The sequence below is a fragment of the Bacillus aerius genome, from assembly GCF_029894105.1.
GTDB lineage: Bacteria > Bacillota > Bacilli > Bacillales > Bacillaceae > Bacillus > Bacillus altitudinis.
On sequence record NZ_JARYHO010000001.1, the window covers coordinates 1,514,278 to 1,535,287 of the forward strand.

Below are 21,010 nucleotides of genomic sequence, written 5' to 3' on the forward strand. Positions count from 1 at the left end.
GAACACTGCATAAGAGAGAGAACAAAAGAGGAGTGGACGAGGTCAAATGAATTGGCATGAACTGAACCAAACCGATTTATTAAAAACAATGAATACATCGATAGGTGACGGACTGTCAGAAAAAGATGTGCAAAAGCGGCTTGAAAAGCATGGGCCAAATGAATTGCAGGAAGGGAAAAAGGCGTCGGCGTTCGTTATTTTTTTAGCGCAATTTAAAGACTTTATGGTGTTAATCCTGCTTGCGGCAACGATTATTTCTGCTTTTTTAGGTGAATACATTGATGCTGTGGCGATTGTGGCGATTGTGCTGATAAATGGTGTGCTTGGCTTTTATCAGGAACGCCGTGCGGAAAAGTCCCTCCAAGCACTAAAGGAATTATCAACGCCGCATGTCTATGCAAGGAGAAACAATGAATGGGTCAAGATCCCATCCAAGCACCTCGTGCCGGGAGATATTGTGAAGTTTTCAAGCGGGGACCGAATTGGGGCAGATATCAGATTACTAGAAACAAAGAGTTTGGAAATCGAAGAATCTGCCCTCACTGGAGAGTCCATCCCAGCGGTCAAACATGCGAGTCCGCTCTCGCGAGATCATGTCTCACTTGGAGATTTGACGAACATGGCCTTTATGGGGACGCTTGTCACGAGGGGAAGCGGTGTAGGGGTTGTCATTGGTACAGGGATGAATACGGCGATGGGACAAATTGCCGGTATGCTGGATTCAGCAGGTAATATGGAAACACCGCTGCAAAGACGCCTTGAGCAGCTGGGGAAAATTTTAATTGTTGCTGCATTATTTTTAACTGTTCTTGTGGTTGTTCTTGGTGTGGTGCAAGGTCATGATTTGTATCATATGTTCTTAGCGGGTGTATCTCTCGCTGTTGCTGCGATTCCAGAAGGACTGCCGGCGATCGTCACTGTCGCACTTTCCCTAGGTGTGCAGCGGATGATTAAACAAAGATCCATTGTCAGAAAGCTGCCGGCTGTGGAAACACTTGGCTGCGCTTCGATTATTTGCTCAGATAAAACAGGCACAATGACACAAAATAAAATGACAGTGACACATGTATGGGCAGAGGGGAAAACGTGGAATATTTCTGGCACTGGGTACGAGCCGTCAGGTGATTTTACCTTAAACGGAGAACTTGTCCATGTAGACAAACATCCAAGCCTGCAAAAGGTGCTATTATACGGAGCACTTTGTAATACATCGACCATCGTTGAAAAAGACGGAGAGATGAGACTTGATGGCGATCCGACAGAAGGAGCACTTCTAACCGCTGCGCGTAAAGCGGGTTTTACAGAGCAATTCATCGAAGCGGGATTTCGTGTGGTGGAGGAATTCCCTTTTGACTCTGAAAGAAAAATGATGTCAGTCGTCGTGGAAACGAATCAGAAGGAGCGGTATGTCATTGCCAAAGGGGCGCCAGATGTGCTGATGAACCGTTCAAGTCATATGATGCACGGCGGACGCACCGCCTCATTTTCAAAGGCCCACCGGCAAGAAACAGAAGCTGCCATTCAAGGTTTAGCAAGACAAGCGCTTAGAACCATTGCGATTGCATATAAAAAAGTAAGCCTGACAGAAAAAATTACCTCTGTTCAGCAGGCAGAAACTGGCCTCACATTTATCGGTCTAGAGGGCATGATTGATCCACCTCGTCCTGAAGTGAGACGAGCGATTAAAGAATGCCGGGATGCTGGCATTAAAACAGTGATGATTACAGGCGATCACGTAGAAACGGCTAAAGCGATCGCTAAAGATTTAAGTCTCTTACCGAAGCAAGGAAAGGTGCTTGATGGAAAAGCTCTGGATCAGCTAAGTGACAAAGAGCTGGAGCAAACAGCAGAAGATGTGTACGTCTTTGCCCGTGTATCACCTGAGCATAAACTGAGAATTGTGAAGGCCTATCAAAAAAATGGCCATATTGTCGCGATGACAGGTGATGGGGTGAATGATGCGCCAGCGATTAAACAGGCGGATATCGGCATATCCATGGGGATTACCGGAACAGACGTTGCCAAAGAAGCTTCTTCTCTTATTTTGCTTGATGACAACTTTGCGACCATTAAATCCGCTATTAAAGAGGGCCGGAATATTTATGAAAACATTCGCAAATTTGTCCGCTATTTGCTGGCATCGAATGTGGGAGAGATTTTGGTCATGCTGTTTGCGATGCTTCTTGCGCTTCCATTGCCTCTCGTTCCAATTCAAATTTTGTGGGTAAACCTTGTCACAGACGGCTTGCCGGCTATGGCACTTGGAATGGATAAACCAGAAGGCGATGTCATGAAGAGAAAGCCGCGGAACATGAAAGAGGGGATTTTTGCAAGAGGGCTTGGTTGGAAGGTCATATCAAGAGGGTTTCTGATCGGGATTGCCACTTTGTTAGCCTTTATGTTTGTGTATCACCGTGATCCGAACAATCTTCAATATGCGCAGACGGTTGCATTCAGCACACTCGTTTTGGCGCAGCTCATTCATGTGTTTGACTGCCGCAGTGAACGGTCTATTTTTGAACGCAATCCATTTGGGAATATGTACTTGATCGGCGCTGTTGTGTCTTCCCTGCTGCTGATGCTTGTGGTCATTTATTATCCGCCGCTTCAGCCAATTTTCAAAACGGTGGCGGTCGCACCAGTCGATTGGCTTCTGATCATCGGTATGTCTGCATTGCCAACTTTTTTACTGGCGGGATCACTTTTGACAAGAAAAAAATAATTGGTTATGGTATAATTTTGAGGTAATAGTGTCTGCTATTACCTTTTTCATTTTATTAATATGAAAGAATTGGGTGTTTTCACATGATACGCAGTATGACGGGATTCGGCCAAGCGAGTAAAACGGATGGAGAACTGACAGTGTCAGTTGAGCTAAAATCGGTCAATCACCGTTTTAAAGAGGTTCATGCCCGTTTGCCGAGGCCGCTTTTATATTTCGAAGATACATTAAAAAAAATCATTCTTCGTCACGTGCAGCGCGGTCGAATTGAGCTGTTTGTTACGATTGAAGGCGGTAAACTTGCAAGCCGGTCTTTACAGATTGACTGGCCGCTGCTTGATGAATATATGAAAGCCGCAAAAGACCTTGAGGACCGCTATCATATTTCAGGTATTCAGCATGCACATGACTTACTGAAGCTGGAACAGGCTGTTCAGGTGGAAGAGTCAGTCAGCCGAAATGAGCAGCTGGAGCATTTGCTGATTGACACTTGTGAAGAAGCTGTCAAGGAGCTTTGCTTCATGAGAGAGCAGGAGGGAACATCACTTCAAAAAGACTGTGAACTCAGGCTGTCAGAACTCGAGGCATTTACAGAAGAAATCAAAGTGTTTGCACCAGAGGTTGTGAGTCAGTACAAAGAACGATTGAATCAAAGATTGCAAGAATGGATCGGAGAGGCGCTTGAAGAGAGCAGACTGACCACAGAGGCGGCCATCTTTGCTGATCGCTGTGACATTACAGAAGAGATTACCAGGCTGAAAAGTCATTTTCAGCAGTTTCAGCAAATTTTGACGCAAGGCGGCGCTGCCGGACGAAAGCTTGACTTTCTTGTACAGGAGCTCAACCGTGAAGTGAACACGATTGGATCAAAAGCAAACCATCACCATTTAACAAAGCTGGTGGTTGAAATGAAAAGCGCTATTGAAAAAATAAAAGAACAAGTGCAAAATATAGAATAGTCATTGTGTATGCTGTTTACAGTGCGTCTCTTTCGGCGAGACTAGAGACGTTTATATTACAGGGGGACGAAAGAAGATGACCATAAAGTTGATCAATATCGGATTTGGAAACATCATTTCAGCGAATCGGATGATTTCGATCGTCAGTCCGGAATCAGCACCGATTAAACGAATGATACAAGACGCAAGAGATCGAGGCATGCTCATTGATGCGACATACGGAAGAAGAACCCGTGCTGTTGTCATTATGGACAGTGACCATGTCATCTTATCTGCCGTTCAGCCTGAGACTGTCGCGCAAAGACTTTCTGTAAAAGAAGAAATCATAGATGAAGGGCAGGGGTAATACGCCATTATGAAAGAAAGAGGACTTTTAATCGTTCTCTCTGGACCTTCGGGAGTTGGAAAAGGAACGGTCAGACAAGCCATTTTCTCCCAGGAAGATACGAAATTTGAATACTCTATTTCTGTGACAACCCGCAAACCGCGTGAAGGTGAAAGAAATGGTGTTGATTATTTCTTTAAAACCAGGGAAGAATTTGAACATATGATTGAAAACAAAAAGCTGTTAGAATGGGCAGAATATGTCGGGAATTACTACGGCACGCCTGTTGACTATGTAGAACAAACATTGAGCGAAGGAAAAGATGTTTTCCTTGAAATCGAAGTGCAAGGTGCACTTCAAGTAAGAGAAGCATTCCCGGAAGGTCTCTTTATTTTCCTTGCACCGCCAAGTCTTTCAGAACTTCAAAACCGCATTATTACACGCGGGACAGAATCTGAGGATCTCATCCGTAACCGAATGGCTGCTGCAAAAGAAGAAATTGAAATGATGGATGCTTATGACTATGTCGTTGAAAACGACGATGTCGAGCTTGCATGTGAAAGAATTAAAGCGATCGTCCTTGCAGAGCACCTGCGAAGAGACAGAGTCGCACCAAGATATAAAAAAATGCTGGGGGTAGAATAAACCATGTTAGATCCTTCAATTGACTCATTGATGAACAAACTTGACTCAAAATATACACTTGTCACAGTGTCTGCACGCCGTGCACGTGAAATGCAAATCCATCAAGATCAACAAATCGAAAACACAAAATCCTACAAATTTGTAGGGAAAGCTCTTGAAGAAATCGATGCTGGTCTTTTGACATTTGAAAAAGAAGAGCAAGAATAACATCGCTTCTGCTATGCAGATACGATACGTTCAAAAAAGTCAAAACTATGATTGGTTTTGACTTTTTTGAATTGTAGACGAATTTGTGAAAAAGGCCGTTAAGGGGGACAAACAAATGTTACAGTCAAAAAATATTTTGCTCGGCGTCAGCGGAGGAATCGCCGTATATAAAGCAGCTGCACTCACTAGTAAACTCGTACAGGCAGGCGCAAACGTAAGAGTGATTATGACAGAATCTGCCCGTGAGTTTGTGTCTCCGCTCACCTTTCAAGCCCTATCTCGGCATGAGGTGTATGTGGATACATTTAAAGAAAATAATCCAAAAGTCATTGCGCATATTGATGTAGCTGACTGGGCCGATCTCATTCTTGTTGCCCCTGCAACAGCACATACCATTGGTAAAATGGCCGCAGGACTTGCTGATGATATGCTCACAACGACCTTGCTTGCTTCAACAGCTCCTGTATGGGTTGCACCGGCTATGAATGTGCACATGTATGACCATCCAGCTGTCAAGCGGAACATCCGCACTTTATATGAAGACGGCTACCGGTTTATAGAGCCAAGTGAAGGCTATTTAGCATGCGGCTACATTGGAAAAGGACGCTTAGAGGAGCCTGAAAAAATTGTTGAACACATCCGTGCGTTTTTTGATGAGCCAACCAGCTTGCCGCTTTCAGGTAAAAAAGTCGTGGTCACAGCTGGTCCTACACGAGAAGTGATCGACCCTGTTCGTTTCCTTTCAAATCGATCTTCTGGGAAAATGGGCTATGCCATTGCAGAAGCTGCCGAGCAAATGGGCGCTGATGTCACGCTCATTTCAGGACCTGTTTCGTTAACTGCACCTGAGCATGTGGATGTAGTGCAAGTGGAATCGGCTGAGGAGATGTATCAAGCAGCGTTAAATGTATACGAGACAGCGGATATAGTGATTAAATCAGCAGCCGTTGCCGATTATACGCCTGTCACGACGTATTCTCATAAAATGAAAAAACAAGACGGTGAACTAGCGGTTGAATTTAAGCGGACGAAAGATATTTTAAAAGAGCTTGGGAAAAGAAAAGAACATCAGGTCCTAGTCGGCTTTGCAGCTGAGACGCAGGATGTTGAATACTATGCGAAAAAGAAAATCGAATCCAAGCATTTAGATATGATTGTCGCGAACAATGTTGCAGCAGAGGGCGCAGGCTTTGGCACAGATACAAATGTCGCAGCATTGATCAAAGCAGACGGAACAAAAAAAGAGCTGCCAATGATGAGCAAAAAAGATCTTGCCTTTGAAATCTTACAGGAGGCAAAGCAGCTGCTGCCAAAAGAGCGTGATCGAGCATGATTGCTGAAGTGATCGTCGATGTCACAACGAAAGCCATTGACAGGCCATTTGACTATCGTGTGCCAGACCGCTTTAAAGGCCTTGTCAAGGCTGGTATGAGGGTAGTGGTTCCTTTTGGCCCAAGGAAGATTCAAGGGTTTGTGACAAAAATCAAAGAAGAAACAGACGTACAGTCAGGAAACATCAAGGACATTGTCGATTTATTTGATTTATCTCCTGTTCTGACAGATGAGCTATTGGAGCTTTCCCACTGGCTGACGGAAAAAACATTGTCCTATCATATTACGGCGCTTCAATCGATGCTTCCAGCAGCGATGAAAGCCAAATATGAAAAAGAAATTCAGGTGTTATCAGCTGAGGAACTTCCGCAGTCATTGAAAGAGCTTTTCGGTCAGCAAGAGAGCATCCTTTACGCTGACATTCTGCCTGAACAGCTGAAGCCTATTCAAAAGCATGTCCAAAAAGGCCATCTAGAAGTCAGATATCACGTCTCACAAAAATCCGGAAAGAAAAAGGTGCGGACACTTCAGGTAGCAGTTACGAAAGAAAAACTTGAAGAAAAACAGAAGCAGTTAAAGAAAAATGCGGTGAAACAGAAGGCGCTGCTTACCTTTTTATTTCAAGCGAATGAAACGACGTTTTTAGCAAAAGATTTGCAGCAGCAAACAGGCGCTAGTTCTCAAACGCTAAAAGCCTTGATTCAAGAAGGCCTGTTAACAGAAAGCTATGAAGAGATTTATCGAGATCCTTATCGGGACAGAAAGTTTACACCATCTACTCCTCTTGATCTCACAACAGAGCAAGCAGAAGCGGCAAAACCCATTCATCAAGCAGTGAGCGATGAAAAACATGAAACGTTTTTACTGCACGGGGTCACAGGAAGCGGTAAAACCGAAATTTATTTACAGACGATTGATCATGTCCTCCAAAAGGGAAAAGAAGCGATCGTCCTAGTTCCTGAAATTTCATTAACGCCTCAAATGGTCCAGCGTTTTAAAGAGCGCTTCGGCTCCAATGTGGCTGTCCTTCATAGCGGCTTATCGACTGGGGAAAAATACGATGAATGGCGGAAAATCCACCGCAAGGAAGTCAAACTTGTCGTTGGCGCAAGATCGGCTGTTTTTGCCCCGTTTGAGAATCTAGGAATGATCATTATAGATGAAGAACACGAATCGTCATATAAACAAGAAGAAATGCCTCGGTATCATGCGAAAGATGTGGCCATTGAACGAGCAGGGCGGCACCAATGTCCGGTTGTATTAGGCAGTGCAACGCCTTCACTTGAGTCATATGCGCGTGCGAAAAAGGGTGTGTATACACTGCTGACGCTCAAACGGCGCGTCAATCAGCAGCAGCTGCCGCACGTTTCGTTAATTGATATGAGAGAAGAATTAAGAAACGGCAACCGCTCCATGTTCTCAGAAGAATTAATGCTCAGGTTAAAAGAAGTACTTGAAAGGAAAGAGCAGGCGGTTTTATTTCTCAATAAAAGAGGTTATTCATCCTTTGTGATGTGCCGGGATTGCGGATATGTGGAACAATGTCCTCATTGTGAGATCTCTCTCACTTATCACCGCTTTCAAAAACGGCTGAAGTGCCATTACTGCGGTCACGAAGCTCCTGTACCTGCAGAATGTCCAGAATGCCATAGTGAGCATATTCGCTATTTTGGTACAGGCACGCAGCGTGTGGAAGAAGAGCTGACGAAGGTATTGCCAGAAGCAAGGGTCATCCGAATGGATGTAGATACAACCTCTCGGAAAGGTGCGCACGAAAAGCTTCTCACGTCCTTTGGTAATAAAGAAGCAGACATTCTGCTTGGGACGCAAATGATTGCAAAAGGATTAGACTTCCCAGATGTTACACTTGTCGGTGTCCTTAGTGCGGATACGTCTCTTCACATCCCTGATTTTCGTTCAAGTGAAAAAACGTTTCAGCTTCTTACACAAGTAAGCGGACGTGCGGGACGTCATGAAAAAGCGGGGTCAGTCATTATTCAATCATATACACCTTCGCATTATAGTATTGAATTAACCAAACAGCATGATTATGAAGCCTTTTATGAGCAGGAGATGTTGCACCGTCGTCATCAGTCCTATCCGCCATTTTATTTTTTGGCGATGGTGACTGTATCACATGAAGAAGTGACGAAGGCAGCGCATGTCACAGACAAAATTGTTCAGTTCCTGAAAATGAATTGTGCACCGAATACAAGAATTCTCGGTCCTGCTGCTTCTCCGATCGCTAAGATCAAAGATAGATATCGATATCAATGCGTGATAAAATACAAAAGGGAAAATGAACTGGCAAGTTTATTACGAAAAATACAAGATCATTATCAAAAAGAAATGGAACAAAAACAGTTGATGATATCAATCGATATGAATCCATATATGATGATGTAAAACGGAGGTCTTTTCGTGGCAATCAAACCGATAGTCTTACATCCTGCAGACGTGCTTGAACAACAAACAGAGCTTGTTGATACATTCGATAAAAAACTGAAAAAACTGCTGGATGATATGTATGATACAATGCTTGAACTAGATGGAGTCGGCCTAGCCGCACCACAAATCGGCATCTCAAAAAGAATCGCCGTGGTCGATATCGGAGAAGATTCTGGGAGGATTGACTTAGTAAATCCTGAGATTCTTGAAGTGGAAGGGAGCCAGACAGACATTGAAGGCTGCCTGAGCTTTCCATCTTTGTACGGAACGGTTGAAAGACCAAATTATGTGAAGGTGAAAGCCTTTGATAAGAAAGGCAAACCATTTACAATAGAAGCAGAAGGATTTTTAGCAAGAGCTTTATTGCATGAAATTGATCACTTAGACGGCGTATTATTCACGTCGAAGATCATTCAAACATATACAGAAAAAGAACTTGCGGAAATGGAAGGGTGAAGAAAATGGCACGTATCGTATTTATGGGAACCCCTGATTTCTCAGTACCTGTGCTGCAAACACTTATAACAGAAGGATACGAAGTTGTCGGGGTCGTCTCGCAGCCAGATCGCCCGAAAGGCAGAAAACGAGTGCTCACACCGCCTCCTGTAAAAGTAGAAGCCTTAAAACACGGCATTCCAGTTTTACAGCCTGAAAAGGTACGTCTTGATGAAGAAATTGATAAAGTGCTTGCGTTAAAGCCAGATTTGATCGTAACAGCAGCGTTCGGACAAATTTTGCCAAAAAGATTACTTGATGAACCTGAATTTGGCTGTATCAATGTTCATGCCTCACTGCTGCCAGAACTAAGAGGCGGTGCACCGATCCATTATGCGATCCTGCAAGGCAAAAAGAAAACAGGCGTGACGATCATGTATATGGTAGAAAAGCTTGATGCAGGTGACATGATTAGCAAAGTAGAAGTAGAAATTGATGAATTAGACAACGTCGGAACACTGCATGATAAATTAAGTGTGGCTGGTGCGGCCTTATTAAAAGACACAGTTCCAAATGTGTTAAGCAGGTCTATCTCGCCAATTCCGCAAAATGAAGAGGCAGCAACGTATGCACCAAATATTAAGCGGGAGCAGGAAAGGTTAGACTGGACCAAGCCAGGAGAAGAGCTTTACAACCAAGTTCGTGGCTTAAATCCATGGCCAGTTGCCTATACTGAATGGAACGGTGCTAACTTAAAAGTATGGGAAGCGAAAAAAGTTCCGCTTCAAGCACCAGAAGAACCTGGGAAAGTGATTGAGCTTCAAAAAGAAGGACCAGTCGTTGGAACAGGAAATCAGCTAGGCCTTTTATTAACGAGTGTACAGCCGGCTGGAAAGAAAAAAATGAGCGGTGAAGACTTCTTAAGAGGCGCAAATATCGAAATTGGACAGAAATTAGGGCTAATCAATGAAGAAAAGTAATGTGAGAGAAGTAGCGCTAGACGCTTTAATCAAACTCGAACAAAATCAATCCTACAGTAACTTGCTTTTGCAGTCAGTGATGAAAGAGAAAGAACTCTCCGATCAAGACAAACCGCTATTAACAGAACTTGTATACGGTACACTGCAAAACAAGCTGGCACTTGATTATATGCTCATACCCTTTGTGAAAAAACCGCAAAAAGTGGCTCCATGGGTGATGCAGCTTTTGCGTATGTCTCTTTATCAGATGGTTTATCTTGAAAAAATTCCAGATCGTGCAGCCATCCACGAAGCAGTGGAACTAACGAAAAAGCGCGGACATAAAGGTATTTCTTCACTAGTCAACGGCGTTCTTCGTTCTGTGCAAAGAGAAGGCGTGCCATCATTTGATGCGATCAAAGATCCGGTCAAGCGGCTATCGGTTGAGACAAGCCATCCATTGTGGCTCGTACAAGAATGGGTGGAGGCGTACGGTTTTGAAGCAGCAGAAAGCATGTGCCGTATTCATTTAGTCCCGCCAAAGCAGACATTGCGTGTCAATCAAATGAAAAAAAACCGCACTGCACTGCAGCAAGAACTCATGGATGCAGGAATTGAGACAGAGCTCGGCGATCTCTCTGAGGATGCACTCAAACTCATGAAAGGATCTATCGTATCCACTCCTTTCTTTCAAGAGGGCTTTGTCACGATCCAAGATGAAAGCTCCATGCTTGTCGCAAGAGCGCTGGACCCTCAGCCGGGAGAAATGGTGCTTGATGCCTGTGCCGCCCCTGGTGGTAAATCAACACATATCGCAGAGCGAATGAACGATGAGGGGAACATTGTGTCTCTTGATTTACATGAGCACAAAGTAAAACTGATCAAACAGGCGGCAAAGCGTCTGAACTTAACGCATATTGAGGCAAAAGCGCTTGATGCAAGAAAAGCATCCGACCATTATGATGATGCTTCGTTTGACCGTATTCTCATTGATGCACCATGTTCAGGTTTTGGCGTCATCAGACGAAAACCAGATATGAAATATACAAAGTCCTCGGAAGACTCAGCAAGACTTGCGACAATTCAGCAATCGATCTTGCATGAAACAGCCCAGCTGCTAAAGCCAGGCGGAACCCTTGTATACAGTACATGTACAATGGATCCAACAGAAAATCAACAAGTGATTCATGCGTTTTTACAAGAACACCAAGACTTCGAACCCGATCTATCTCTTAATGAACGGCTGCCTGAGCAGGTTGCTCCGTTTGTTCAAAACGGAAGTGTACAAATACTTCCTCATTATTTCGGAACAGATGGTTTCTTTATTTGCAGCATGAGAAAGAAGGGATAAAAAATGACAGAACAAAAACAAAAAGTAAGAAAAGAACTGAAAACAGACATGCCGTCGATCTACTCATTTGAGCTAAATGAAATCAAAGACTGGTTAAAGGAACAAGGCGAAAAGCCTTTCCGTGCAACACAAATTTTCGAGTGGCTTTATGAAAAACGCGTCACATCCTTTGATGAAATGTCTAACCTTTCAAAGGAATTAAGAGAAAAATTAAAAGATCAATTCGCCATCACGACTTTAAAAACAGTGATCAAACAAACATCTCAAGATGGAACGATCAAGTTCTTATTTGAATTACACGATGGCTATACCATTGAAACCGTGCTAATGCGCCACGAATACGGCAACTCTGTCTGCGTCACAACACAGGTTGGCTGCCGGATTGGCTGTACATTCTGTGCATCTACACTTGGTGGATTGAAACGTAACCTTGAGGCGGGAGAAATTGTGGCCCAAGTATTGAAAGTACAACAGGCGCTTGATGAAACAGATGAACGCGTCAGCTCAGTTGTCATCATGGGAATTGGCGAACCGTTTGATAACTTTGATGAAATGCTTGCATTCCTTAAGATCATTAACCATGATAACGGCTTAAATATTGGAGCACGTCATATTACGGTTTCGACGAGCGGGATCATTCCAAAGATTTATCAATTTGCGGATGAGCAAATGCAAATCAACTTTGCTGTCTCCCTGCACGCACCAAATACTGAAATTCGAAGCCGCCTCATGCCAATCAATAAGGCATACAAGCTGCCAAAATTAATGGAAGCTATTGAATACTACATTCAAAAAACAGGCAGACGCGTGAGCTTTGAATACGGTCTGTTTGGCGGAGTCAATGATCAAGTTCATCACGCAGAAGAACTTGCTGATTTATTAAAAGGAATCAAATGCCATGTAAACCTCATCCCGGTGAACTATGTACCAGAAAGAGATTACGTGAGAACATCAAGAGAACAAATCTTCCTATTTGAAAAAACGCTGAAAGAACGAGGCGTAAACGTAACGATTAGACGAGAGCAAGGCCATGATATTGATGCTGCTTGCGGTCAGCTAAGAGCGAAGGAGCGTCAGGAAGAGACGAGGTGACGAATGTTGATAAGGGCAGCCTTTCAAACCGATACAGGAAAAGTCCGTCAGCATAATGAAGATGATGCAGGTATTTTTGAAGCAAAAGAAGACACACTTCTAGCTGTTGTAGCAGATGGAATGGGAGGTCATCTTGCTGGTGATGTAGCCAGCAAGATGGCAGTTTCTTCTTTAAAAGAATACTGGCAGGAAACATCTTCAATTCCAAATAAACCAGCCGATCAAGAAAATTGGTTAATCTCAAAAATTAGCGACATTAATGACCAAGTATACGAACATGCGAAAAACAATGAGGAATGCCAAGGCATGGGGACGACCATCGTTTGTGCGCTCGTGCATTTGCAAACGGTCACAATTGCCCATATTGGTGACAGCCGCTGCTATTTGCTAAGAGAAGGCGCGCTGACCCAATTAACAGATGATCACTCACTAGTGAATGAGTTAGTGAAAACAGGAGAGATTTCAAAAGCGGATGCAGAATATCATCCAAGAAAAAATGTGCTGACCAAAGCGTTAGGAACAGATAAACACGTTCAAATTGATGCACGAACTTTTGAAGTGGATCCAGGAGATCAAATTTTGCTTTGTTCAGACGGATTATCGAATAAAGTAGAAGAAGAACATTTGATTCAGATTTTATCGCAAACAACCGCACCAGATGAAAAAGTAACAGAGTTAGTTCAAACAGCGAATGACAACGGCGGTGAAGATAACATTACAGCAGTACTGTTAGAAATCTCCTCCCAAACAGAGGAGGGTGACAGCAAGTGTTGATCGGAAAAAGGATCAGCGGCCGTTATCAAATTCTTCGCGCCATAGGCGGAGGCGGAATGGCCAACGTTTATTTGGCGGAGGATATGATTTTAGATCGCGAAGTGGCGATTAAAATTTTACGGTTTGACTTTGCAAGCGATGATGATTTTATTAGACGGTTCCGGAGAGAAGCGCAATCAGCAGCCAGCTTAGATCATCCGAATATTGTCAGTATCTACGATGTAGGGGAAGAAGATGACATTTATTATATTGTCATGGAATATGTCGAGGGGATGACGCTGAAAGAATACATACACGCCAATGGACCGCTTCATCCAAAAGAAGCCGTTCGCATCATGGAGCAAGTCGTTGCGGCGATGGAAGAAGCCCATGCGAAACAGCTCGTCCACAGAGACATTAAGCCTCACAATATATTAATAGACAACTTGGGGAATATCAAAGTCACTGATTTTGGCATTGCCATGGCACTTAGCTCAGCGACCATTACCCATACGAATTCTGTTCTTGGTTCCGTGCATTATTTGTCCCCAGAGCAAGCGCGCGGCGGTCTTGCAACGAAAAAGTCAGACATTTATTCACTTGGTATTGTTCTTTATGAGCTGATTTCAGGACGCATGCCATTTGAAGGAGAATCCGCTGTCAGTGTCGCACTGAAGCATTTGCAATCAGAGCCGCCATCTGTGAGAAGGTGGAATCCTTCTGTACCACAAAGCGTGGAGAACATCATCTTAAAGGCGATGGCCAAAGATCCATTCTATCGATACGAAGATGCATCTGAAATGCAAAAAGACTTAAAAACGGCTTTTGACCCTGCAAGACTAAAAGAAAAGCGCTTTGTCATTGAAGAAGATCATGAAGCAACAAAAGCCATTCCTATTATAAAAGACCATCAAGTCGATCAAGACAATGAAAAAACAGCCGTCCACCCGGTTCAAAAACCAAAGAAAAAAGAGAAACAAAAACCGAAGAAAAAACGGAAAAAATGGCCGTGGATTGTAGCGTCGATCTTATTTGTTTTGACGGCTGCGACCATTTTAGCGATCACGGTCTTCCCAGGATTACTCTTTCCAAAGGATGTAGAGGTGACCGATGTTTCTGGCATGACGGTTGAAAAAGCGGAAGATACCTTGAAGAAAGCCGGATTTACCGTCGCTTCTGAACCCATTGATATTGCCGACGAGAAGATTGAAAAAGGGCTGGTTGTCAAAACAGACCCGAAAATCGGAACGAAGGTAAAAGAAGGGACAGAAATTCAGCTTTATCAAAGTACAGGTAAAGAAAAAACCGAATTACCTGATGTAACAGGTGAAAAGGTCGAGAAAGCAAAAGAACTATTAGAGAAAAAAGGGTTTAAACAGGTTGTTGTGGAGGAAGTGAATGATAATGACACAGAATCAGGCATTGTCATGGAACAGAAACCTTCCGCGAATACAGAACTTGTCGCAGCAGATGAAGAAGTCACATTGACCGTCAGTATAGGCCCTGCCGATATTACCTTACGGGATTTAACGACGTATAGTAAACAGGCCGCATCAAATTATCTAGAGGATAATGGACTAAAGCTAGATGAAAAAGAAGCATATTCTGACGATGTGCCAAAAGGTGAGGTCATGAAGCAGGAACCAGGAGCGGGGACAGCTGTTAAACCTGGTGATACGGTTAAAATTACGTTCTCTCTTGGCCCAAAAGAGAAACCGGCTAAAACGGTGACTGAAAAGATTGCGATCCCGTATGAACCAGAAACAGAAGGACAAGAAATGAATGTTCAAATATCTATTGATGACGCAGAACATAGCATTTCTGATTTATATGAAACCTTTAAAATCACTGCGCCCACTGAGCGAACGATTAAATTTAAGATAGAACCTGGTCAAAAAGGATACTATCAGGTGACAGTGGATGATAAAGTAGTGAGCTCCAAAACGATTGAATACCCTGATGATGAATAAAGGAGGGACTTTATGCCTGAGGGCAAAATTATTAAAGCATTAAGCGGATTTTATTATGTGCTGGATGAGTCTCTAGAAAGTGGCAAAGTAATTCAGTGTAGAGCAAGAGGGATTTTTCGTAAAAACAAAATAACCCCGCTTGTTGGAGATTATGTCGTCTATCAAGCAGATAACGATAAGGAAGGCTATTTGCTGGAAGTAAAAGAGCGGACCAATGAGCTGATTCGCCCGCCTATTAGCAACGTTGATCAAGCGGTGCTCGTTTTCTCAGCAGCAGAGCCGACCTTTAGTACATCGCTGTTAGACAGATTCCTAGTGCTTGTTGAAGAGAGCCAGATTGAACCGATTATCTGCATCACAAAAATGGACTTGCTGAAAACAGAGCAAGAGCGAGAAACGATTCAAGCCTATGCAGAAGACTATCGCCAAATTGGATACGACGTTCATTTAACATCGACGATCGAAGGGGATGGAATTGAAAAGCTGACCCCGTATTTCCATCACAAGATTACTGTATTTGCAGGTCAATCGGGTGTAGGGAAGTCTTCCCTCTTAAATGCGATGAGTCCTGATTTAGCACTGAAAACAAATGATATTTCCTCCCATCTTGGCAGGGGGAAACATACAACAAGACATGTGGAACTCATTCGAACGGCTGAAGGGCTCATTGCCGATACACCAGGATTTAGCTCGCTTGAATTTACAGGTATCGAAGCGGAAGATTTAGGGCTCTATTTCTTAGAAATCAGAGAGAAGAGTGCAGAATGTAAATTCAGGGGCTGTTTGCACGTAAAAGAGCCTGGATGTGCGGTAAAAGAGGCGGTAGAACACGATCGCATCAGAGAGTATCGCTATCAGCATTATTTAGAGTTTTTAACTGAAATTAAAGACAGAAAGCCGAGGTACTAAATCATGGTTTATATTGCCCCATCCATTTTATCAGCCGATTTTGCCAATCTGGAGAAAGATATCCGTGATGTGGAACAAGGTGGAGCGGATTATATTCATATTGATGTGATGGACGGTCATTTTGTGCCGAATATGACATTTGGACCAAATGTAGTGGAGGCGATCAGGCCGCATACAAAGCTGCCGCTCGATGTTCACTTAATGATTGAGCAGCCAGACCAGTATATCCCTGCATTTGCAAAAGCGGGCGCTGATATTATTTCTGTTCATGTTGAGGCGTGTCCACACTTACATCGCACGATTCAGCATATAAAAGAACAAGGTGTCAAAGCAGGGGTCGTTTTAAACCCGCACACACCCGTTTCTCAAATCGCGCATGTATTAGAGGATGTTGACCTTGTCTTATTCATGACGGTGAACCCTGGTTTTGGAGGACAGGCGTTTATTCCTTCTGTTCTCTCAAAGGTAAAAGAAGTAAAGACACTTAGTGAACAAAAAGGCTTAACTGATTTACTCATTGAAATAGATGGCGGTGTCAATGTAGAGACAGCAAAGAGCTGCAAAGAAGCAGGCGCTAATCTACTTGTTGCCGGCTCAGCGGTATATGGGAAAGATGACCGCGCGGCGGCCATTCAGGCCATTCGAGAAGCATAAGAAAAAGAACCAAAGATCACAATGACTTTGGTTCTTTTTCAATGGAGAGGAGCGTAATCATGCACATACATATCGTAGCCGGCGGTCCTTTTGCGTACATCCCGCCGCTTGATCATGAAGCATCTGAGGAGGACATTCTCTGGGTCGGCGTAGATCGGGGAACCCTTTTCTTACTAGAGCACGGCATTGTACCTGACAGAGCATTTGGTGATTTTGATAGTGTGACAGAAGAAGAGCTTCATGAACTGAAAAAGAAATTGCCTGCACTCAATCTATTTCAGGCAGAGAAAGATGAAACGGATTTAGAACTTGCGCTGAACTGGTCTTTGCGTCAGAATCCAGCACATATTCAAATTTACGGCATCACAGGCGGAAGAGCAGATCATTTTCTTGGGAATATCCATCTCCTTTACAAAGGCATTCAGCACAAACAGAGCATGACCCTTGTAGATAAACAAAATATCATTCAAATGTTTGGACCTGGTACATACGAAATCAAACAAGACCTGGATAAAAAATATGTGTCGTTTTTGCCTTTCGGTACATCGGTTGAAAAGCTGACATTAAAAGGTTTCAAATATCCTCTGAAAAATTGTCATATTGAGCCTGGTTCCACACTATGTATTAGTAACGAACTCATCCACTCAAATGGTACTTTTTCTTTTCATGAAGGCATATTAATAATGGTAAGAAGCAAAGATTGACCAACCTATCAATGTGGATGGCTGATTAAGCTCAATTGTGCTGCAAGCGGTACTTTTAGGAGGGGGACAAAATGAAATTTTATACAATCAAACTGCCTAGATTTCTTGGCGGCATTGTCCGTGCGATGCTTGGTTCATTTAAGAAAGATTAATGAGTAATCTCCTTTATTTCCACATAAAAACGCCTGCTACAGTTAAATGTAGCAGGCGTTTACTCTTGCTTATACACGCTCAACTTTACCAGATTTCAAAGCTCGAGCTGATACATATACTCTTTTAGGCTTACCGTCCACTAGAATACGAACTTTTTGAAGGTTCGCGCCCCATGTACGTTTTGTAGAGTTCATTGCGTGAGAACGGTTGTTCCCAGCTTTTGTTTTTCTGCCTGTAATAACGCATTTACGTGCCATTTGTTTCCCTCCTAACTGCGAAAACATCATCATATTCTTCATATACGTACTTAGAGATGCCTCAAGATACTTTAATAATTTACCACAGCTTCAAGGGGTTTGCAAGGATTGTTTACTCCTCTTTCAAGAAAAATACCTTGACATCTTGATAAAAAATCAAGGCTATAGTATAAGTAGGATTGGGTCGGATTGAATGATTTCTTTTAAAAAGAAGGGTCTTATAGTAAAATAGTGATAACTCAGGGCAATTTCTCAAAAAGGGGGAACCAATGTGTCCATTGAACTTAGAACGAAATACGGACAAATTGATATATCAAATGAAGTCATTGCAATGGTGGCAGGAGGCGCTGCGATCGATTGCTATGGTATTGTTGGCATGGCGTCCAAAAATCAAATAAAGGACGGCTTGACGGATATTCTCCGCAAAGAGAACTTCAGCCGGGGTGTTCTTGTGCGTCAAAAAGAAGATCGCATTCATATTGATATGTACATCATCGTCAGCTACGGTACAAAAATATCAGAAGTCGCACATAATGTTCAAACGAAAGTCAAATATACGATTCATCACACGATTGGACTTTCAGTTGACTCAGTCAACATTTATGTACAAGGAGTAAAAGTTACGAACCCGTAGTAAGGAGGAAATATATTGTCTATTAGAAATCTGGGTGGCCGCACATTTGCAAAAATGATTCTTGCAGGTGCTCACCATCTTTCTCAAAACGCACAAATTGTTGATGCGTTAAATGTTTTTCCAGTGCCAGACGGAGACACGGGGACAAATATGAATTTGTCAATGACTTCAGGGGCAAAAGCAGTTGAAGAAACAAATACCGATCACATTGGTAAGGTCGGGGTGGCTCTGTCGAAAGGGCTGTTAATGGGGGCAAGAGGAAACTCAGGTGTGATCCTGTCTCAGCTCTTCAGAGGTTTCAGCAAAAATATAGAACAAAAAGAAACAATTGACGCAAAAGAATTTGCACTTGCCTTGCAGGCTGGTGTTGATACAGCATATAAAGCCGTCATGAAACCGATTGAAGGAACCATCTTAACGGTTGCAAAAGACGCAGCAAAGAAAGCGGTTGCTGTTTCAGCAACAGAAGACCAAATCGATCGTGTGCTTGAATTAACGATTGAGGAAGCAAGAGCATCACTAGACCGCACACCAGATCTCCTTCCTGTTTTAAAAGAAGTCGGCGTTGTAGATAGCGGCGGTAAAGGACTTCTTTGTGTATATGAAGGTTTCCTTGCTTCATTAAGAGGAGAAGAGCTTCCTCCTAAAACGGCCTCTTTGCCAACATTAAAAGAATTAGTGAGTGCAGAGCATCATAAAAGTGCACAAAGCCATATGAACACAGAAGATATTGAATTTGGCTATTGTACAGAATTTATGGTGAAATTCGAAGAAGACAAACAGTCCTTTGACGAAAATGCCTTCAGAGAAGAATTAAGCGAATTCGGAGATTCACTTCTTGTGGTATCTGATGATACGCTTGCAAAAGTTCATATTCATGCAGAGCAGCCAGGAGATGTCTTATCATATGCACAGCGCTACGGCAGCTTAATTAATATGAAAATTGAAAACATGAGAGAGCAGCATAGCTCGATCGTCAATGAAGAAAAAGATCACTCGCCTGCTGCACCAAAAGCAACAGCTGCTGAAAAACAGCGTTTTGGAGTAGTGAGTGTCGCAATGGGAGAAGGGATTGCTGACTTGTTTAAAAGTATCGGAGCATCCGTCGTCATTGAAGGCGGACAGACAATGAATCCGAGCACAGAAGACATTGTCAAAGCAATTGATAGCATTCATGCCGAAACCGTCTTTATCTTACCTAATAATTCTAATATTGTCATGGCAGCTAAACAGGCGGCAACTGTCTCAAGTCGTGAGGTCGTTGTTATTCCGACAAAGACCGTTCCTCAAGGAATGTCGGCACTTCTTTCTCTAAATGAAGCAGCTTCAAATAAAGACAATGAAGCAGCGATGTTAGAAGCGATTGATCATGTGAAAAGCGGTCAAATTACCTTTGCAGTGAGGGATACTCAAATTGATGGGATCGACATTGCCAAAGGCGATTATATGGGCCTATACAATGGAAAAATCACCTTAACAGCTAAAAATCAATTAGATGCAGCAAAAGAGCTTTTGACCCAAATGGTGACAGAAGATGATGAGATTGTCACAATCATCAAAGGGGAAGATGCATCATCTGATGAGATGGAAGCTTTAGAAGCATATATTGAAGAAACATTTGAAGATGTAGAAGTTGAAGTCCACGATGGAAAACAGCCGCTTTATTCATATATTTTGGCTGTTGAATAAAGAAAGAAGGGCACATGAAGCCCTTCTTCTTCTTTTGCATTTTTTTACTATGTGTTCATCGGTGAAATGAGTTGCGGGAATCGAATGAATCCATTAGTCTAAAGGGAGTAACAAACCAATCTGTGATTGGTGATGAGAGGGGAAGACCTATGAAATTTAGAAGTGTGTTTGATATTATTGGACCCGTCATGATTGGTCCATCAAGTTCGCACACGGCGGGTGCGGCTCGTATTGGAAGAGTGGCTCGCAGCTTGTTCGGAAGAGAACCGAAACGAATTACTGTATCGTTTTATGGCTCTTTTAAAGATACGTATAAAGGACACGGGACAGATGTAGCCATTATCGGCGGTGTTCTTGACTTTGATACATTTGATGAACGAATTAAAACAGCGATCGATATTGCAAAAAGCAAAGAAATCGACATTGAGTTTAAAGAAGAAGATGCGGTACCAGCGCATCCAAATACAGCAAAAGTAGAAATTTCAGATGCGAATGGAAGCCTTGAATTAATCGGGATTTCCATTGGCGGAGGTAAAATTGAAATCACAGAATTAAATGGCTTTGAACTGAGACTCTCAGGGAATCACCCGGCCATTCTTGTGGTTCATAACGACCGTTACGGGACGATTGCAGCAGTTGCCAATGTGTTAGCGAAATTCGCCATCAACATTGGTCATATGGAAGTGGCACGTAAAGAGGTCGGGCAAGAAGCACTCATGACGATTGAAGTGGATCAGAATATTGATCCAGCGGTTTTAACAGAGCTTGAGACGCTGCCAAACATTATTCAAGTCACACAAATTGCAGAGTAA

At 43.0% G+C, this 21,010-nt stretch carries 21 protein-coding genes; 20 read left to right on the forward strand and 1 reads right to left on the reverse strand.

All coding sequences use genetic code 11. The features are described 5' to 3' along the window. The first annotated feature begins 46 nt into the window (after window positions 1-46). From M2353_RS07800 to spoVM, 17 genes are all read left to right on the forward strand, one after another. Window positions 47-2,722, forward strand: a complete 2,676-nt coding sequence (locus M2353_RS07800; protein ID WP_284725218.1) for a calcium-translocating P-type ATPase, SERCA-type — start codon at window positions 47-49, stop codon at window positions 2,720-2,722. A gap of 83 nt (window positions 2,723-2,805) precedes the next feature. Continuing rightward, entirely contained in the window at window positions 2,806-3,681 is an 876-nt protein-coding gene (locus M2353_RS07805; protein ID WP_007499682.1) for a YicC/YloC family endoribonuclease, read from the forward strand. 76 nt (window positions 3,682-3,757) lie between these two features. Next, entirely contained in the window at window positions 3,758-4,027 is a 270-nt protein-coding gene (gene remA / locus M2353_RS07810) for an extracellular matrix/biofilm regulator RemA (RefSeq protein WP_008344898.1), read from the forward strand. Between the two features lie 9 nt (window positions 4,028-4,036). Then, window positions 4,037-4,651 carry a guanylate kinase gene (gene gmk / locus M2353_RS07815; protein ID WP_007499680.1) on the forward strand — a complete coding sequence of 205 codons (615 nt, stop codon included), beginning with the start codon at window positions 4,037-4,039 and terminating at the stop codon, window positions 4,649-4,651. Window positions 4,652-4,654: 3 nt separating this feature from the next. Next, window positions 4,655-4,858, forward strand: a complete 204-nt coding sequence (gene rpoZ, locus M2353_RS07820; RefSeq protein WP_008344896.1) for a DNA-directed RNA polymerase subunit omega — start codon at window positions 4,655-4,657, stop codon at window positions 4,856-4,858. Window positions 4,859-4,973: 115 nt separating this feature from the next. After that, window positions 4,974-6,191, forward strand: coding sequence for a bifunctional phosphopantothenoylcysteine decarboxylase/phosphopantothenate--cysteine ligase CoaBC (coaBC, locus tag M2353_RS07825; protein WP_047947052.1), 1,218 nt, complete (start codon window positions 4,974-4,976; stop codon window positions 6,189-6,191). Beyond that, window positions 6,188-8,596 carry a primosomal protein N' gene (priA, locus tag M2353_RS07830; protein WP_284725219.1) on the forward strand — a complete coding sequence of 803 codons (2,409 nt, stop codon included), beginning with the start codon at window positions 6,188-6,190 and terminating at the stop codon, window positions 8,594-8,596. The genes coaBC and priA overlap by 4 nt, the downstream gene beginning before the upstream one ends. A 15-nt stretch (window positions 8,597-8,611) precedes the next feature. Further along, window positions 8,612-9,094: a peptide deformylase gene (gene def, locus M2353_RS07835; RefSeq protein WP_017359337.1), complete on the forward strand. Its 483-nt coding sequence runs from the start codon at window positions 8,612-8,614 to the stop codon at window positions 9,092-9,094. 5 nt (window positions 9,095-9,099) lie between these two features. Beyond that, window positions 9,100-10,053: a methionyl-tRNA formyltransferase gene (gene fmt, locus M2353_RS07840; RefSeq protein ID WP_268416695.1), complete on the forward strand. Its 954-nt coding sequence runs from the start codon at window positions 9,100-9,102 to the stop codon at window positions 10,051-10,053. Next, window positions 10,040-11,383, forward strand: a complete 1,344-nt coding sequence (rsmB, locus tag M2353_RS07845; protein ID WP_284725220.1) for a 16S rRNA (cytosine(967)-C(5))-methyltransferase RsmB — start codon at window positions 10,040-10,042, stop codon at window positions 11,381-11,383. Before fmt ends, rsmB begins: the two co-directional genes overlap by 14 nt. A gap of 3 nt (window positions 11,384-11,386) precedes the next feature. Beyond that, on the forward strand, window positions 11,387-12,475 hold the full coding sequence (rlmN, locus tag M2353_RS07850; protein WP_284725221.1) for a dual-specificity RNA methyltransferase RlmN: 1,089 nt from the start codon (window positions 11,387-11,389) through the stop codon (window positions 12,473-12,475). 3 nt (window positions 12,476-12,478) lie between these two features. Further along, window positions 12,479-13,249 carry a Stp1/IreP family PP2C-type Ser/Thr phosphatase gene (locus M2353_RS07855; RefSeq protein WP_034647887.1) on the forward strand — a complete coding sequence of 257 codons (771 nt, stop codon included), beginning with the start codon at window positions 12,479-12,481 and terminating at the stop codon, window positions 13,247-13,249. Further along, a complete protein-coding gene (gene pknB, locus M2353_RS07860; protein ID WP_025207318.1) occupies window positions 13,243-15,198 on the forward strand; it encodes a Stk1 family PASTA domain-containing Ser/Thr kinase in 1,956 nt (651 codons plus the stop codon). The genes M2353_RS07855 and pknB overlap by 7 nt, the downstream gene beginning before the upstream one ends. Before the next feature lie 12 nt (window positions 15,199-15,210). After that, the gene (rsgA, locus tag M2353_RS07865; RefSeq protein ID WP_041090545.1) at window positions 15,211-16,107 is read left to right on the forward strand and encodes a ribosome small subunit-dependent GTPase A; all 897 of its coding nucleotides are present in this window, start codon (window positions 15,211-15,213) and stop codon (window positions 16,105-16,107) included. Between the two features lie 3 nt (window positions 16,108-16,110). Then, complete coding sequence (gene rpe / locus M2353_RS07870; protein ID WP_017367226.1) at window positions 16,111-16,761, forward strand: ribulose-phosphate 3-epimerase; 651 nt, start codon at window positions 16,111-16,113, stop codon at window positions 16,759-16,761. Between the two features lie 59 nt (window positions 16,762-16,820). After that, window positions 16,821-17,465 (forward strand): thiamine diphosphokinase, encoded by a 645-nt coding sequence (locus M2353_RS07875; RefSeq protein WP_041090541.1) that lies wholly within the window; start codon window positions 16,821-16,823, stop codon window positions 17,463-17,465. Between the two features lie 71 nt (window positions 17,466-17,536). Continuing rightward, complete coding sequence (gene spoVM, locus M2353_RS07880) at window positions 17,537-17,617, forward strand: stage V sporulation protein SpoVM (RefSeq protein WP_008354550.1); 81 nt, start codon at window positions 17,537-17,539, stop codon at window positions 17,615-17,617. Window positions 17,618-17,686: 69 nt separating this feature from the next. On the opposite strand, the gene rpmB is transcribed toward spoVM, so the two are convergent. Beyond that, window positions 17,687-17,875, reverse strand: coding sequence for a 50S ribosomal protein L28 (gene rpmB / locus M2353_RS07885; protein ID WP_003212514.1), 189 nt, complete (start codon window positions 17,873-17,875; stop codon window positions 17,687-17,689). A 271-nt stretch (window positions 17,876-18,146) separates the two neighbouring features. Between rpmB and M2353_RS07890 the strand changes: the two genes are divergently transcribed. From M2353_RS07890 to sdaAB, 3 genes are all read left to right on the forward strand, one after another. Next, window positions 18,147-18,509, forward strand: a complete 363-nt coding sequence (locus M2353_RS07890) for an Asp23/Gls24 family envelope stress response protein (RefSeq protein ID WP_008344871.1) — start codon at window positions 18,147-18,149, stop codon at window positions 18,507-18,509. Between the two features lie 15 nt (window positions 18,510-18,524). Then, window positions 18,525-20,198, forward strand: a complete 1,674-nt coding sequence (locus M2353_RS07895; protein WP_284725222.1) for a DAK2 domain-containing protein — start codon at window positions 18,525-18,527, stop codon at window positions 20,196-20,198. A gap of 149 nt (window positions 20,199-20,347) precedes the next feature. Further along, entirely contained in the window at window positions 20,348-21,010 is a 663-nt protein-coding gene (gene sdaAB, locus M2353_RS07900; RefSeq protein WP_017367229.1) for an L-serine ammonia-lyase, iron-sulfur-dependent subunit beta, read from the forward strand.

Excerpts from the sequence above, each read along its gene's own strand:
- M2353_RS07800 (WP_284725218.1), top strand. The coding sequence starts at position 47 with ATGAATTGGCATGAACTGAACCAAACCGATTTATTAAAAACAATGAAT.
- M2353_RS07805 (WP_007499682.1), top strand. The coding sequence starts at position 2,806 with ATGATACGCAGTATGACGGGATTCGGCCAAGCGAGTAAAACGGATGGA.
- remA (WP_008344898.1), top strand. The coding sequence starts at position 3,758 with ATGACCATAAAGTTGATCAATATCGGATTTGGAAACATCATTTCAGCG.
- gmk (WP_007499680.1), top strand. The coding sequence starts at position 4,037 with ATGAAAGAAAGAGGACTTTTAATCGTTCTCTCTGGACCTTCGGGAGTT.
- rpoZ (WP_008344896.1), top strand. The coding sequence starts at position 4,655 with ATGTTAGATCCTTCAATTGACTCATTGATGAACAAACTTGACTCAAAA.
- coaBC (WP_047947052.1), top strand. The coding sequence starts at position 4,974 with ATGTTACAGTCAAAAAATATTTTGCTCGGCGTCAGCGGAGGAATCGCC.
- priA (WP_284725219.1), top strand. The coding sequence starts at position 6,188 with ATGATTGCTGAAGTGATCGTCGATGTCACAACGAAAGCCATTGACAGG.
- fmt (WP_268416695.1), top strand. The coding sequence starts at position 9,100 with ATGGCACGTATCGTATTTATGGGAACCCCTGATTTCTCAGTACCTGTG.
- rsmB (WP_284725220.1), top strand. The coding sequence starts at position 10,040 with ATGAAGAAAAGTAATGTGAGAGAAGTAGCGCTAGACGCTTTAATCAAA.
- rlmN (WP_284725221.1), top strand. The coding sequence starts at position 11,387 with ATGACAGAACAAAAACAAAAAGTAAGAAAAGAACTGAAAACAGACATG.
- M2353_RS07855 (WP_034647887.1), top strand. The coding sequence starts at position 12,479 with ATGTTGATAAGGGCAGCCTTTCAAACCGATACAGGAAAAGTCCGTCAG.
- rsgA (WP_041090545.1), top strand. The coding sequence starts at position 15,211 with ATGCCTGAGGGCAAAATTATTAAAGCATTAAGCGGATTTTATTATGTG.
- rpe (WP_017367226.1), top strand. The coding sequence starts at position 16,111 with ATGGTTTATATTGCCCCATCCATTTTATCAGCCGATTTTGCCAATCTG.
- M2353_RS07875 (WP_041090541.1), top strand. The coding sequence starts at position 16,821 with ATGCACATACATATCGTAGCCGGCGGTCCTTTTGCGTACATCCCGCCG.
- spoVM (WP_008354550.1), top strand. The coding sequence starts at position 17,537 with ATGAAATTTTATACAATCAAACTGCCTAGATTTCTTGGCGGCATTGTC.
- rpmB (WP_003212514.1), bottom strand. The coding sequence starts at position 17,875 with ATGGCACGTAAATGCGTTATTACAGGCAGAAAAACAAAAGCTGGGAAC.
- sdaAB (WP_017367229.1), top strand. The coding sequence starts at position 20,348 with ATGAAATTTAGAAGTGTGTTTGATATTATTGGACCCGTCATGATTGGT.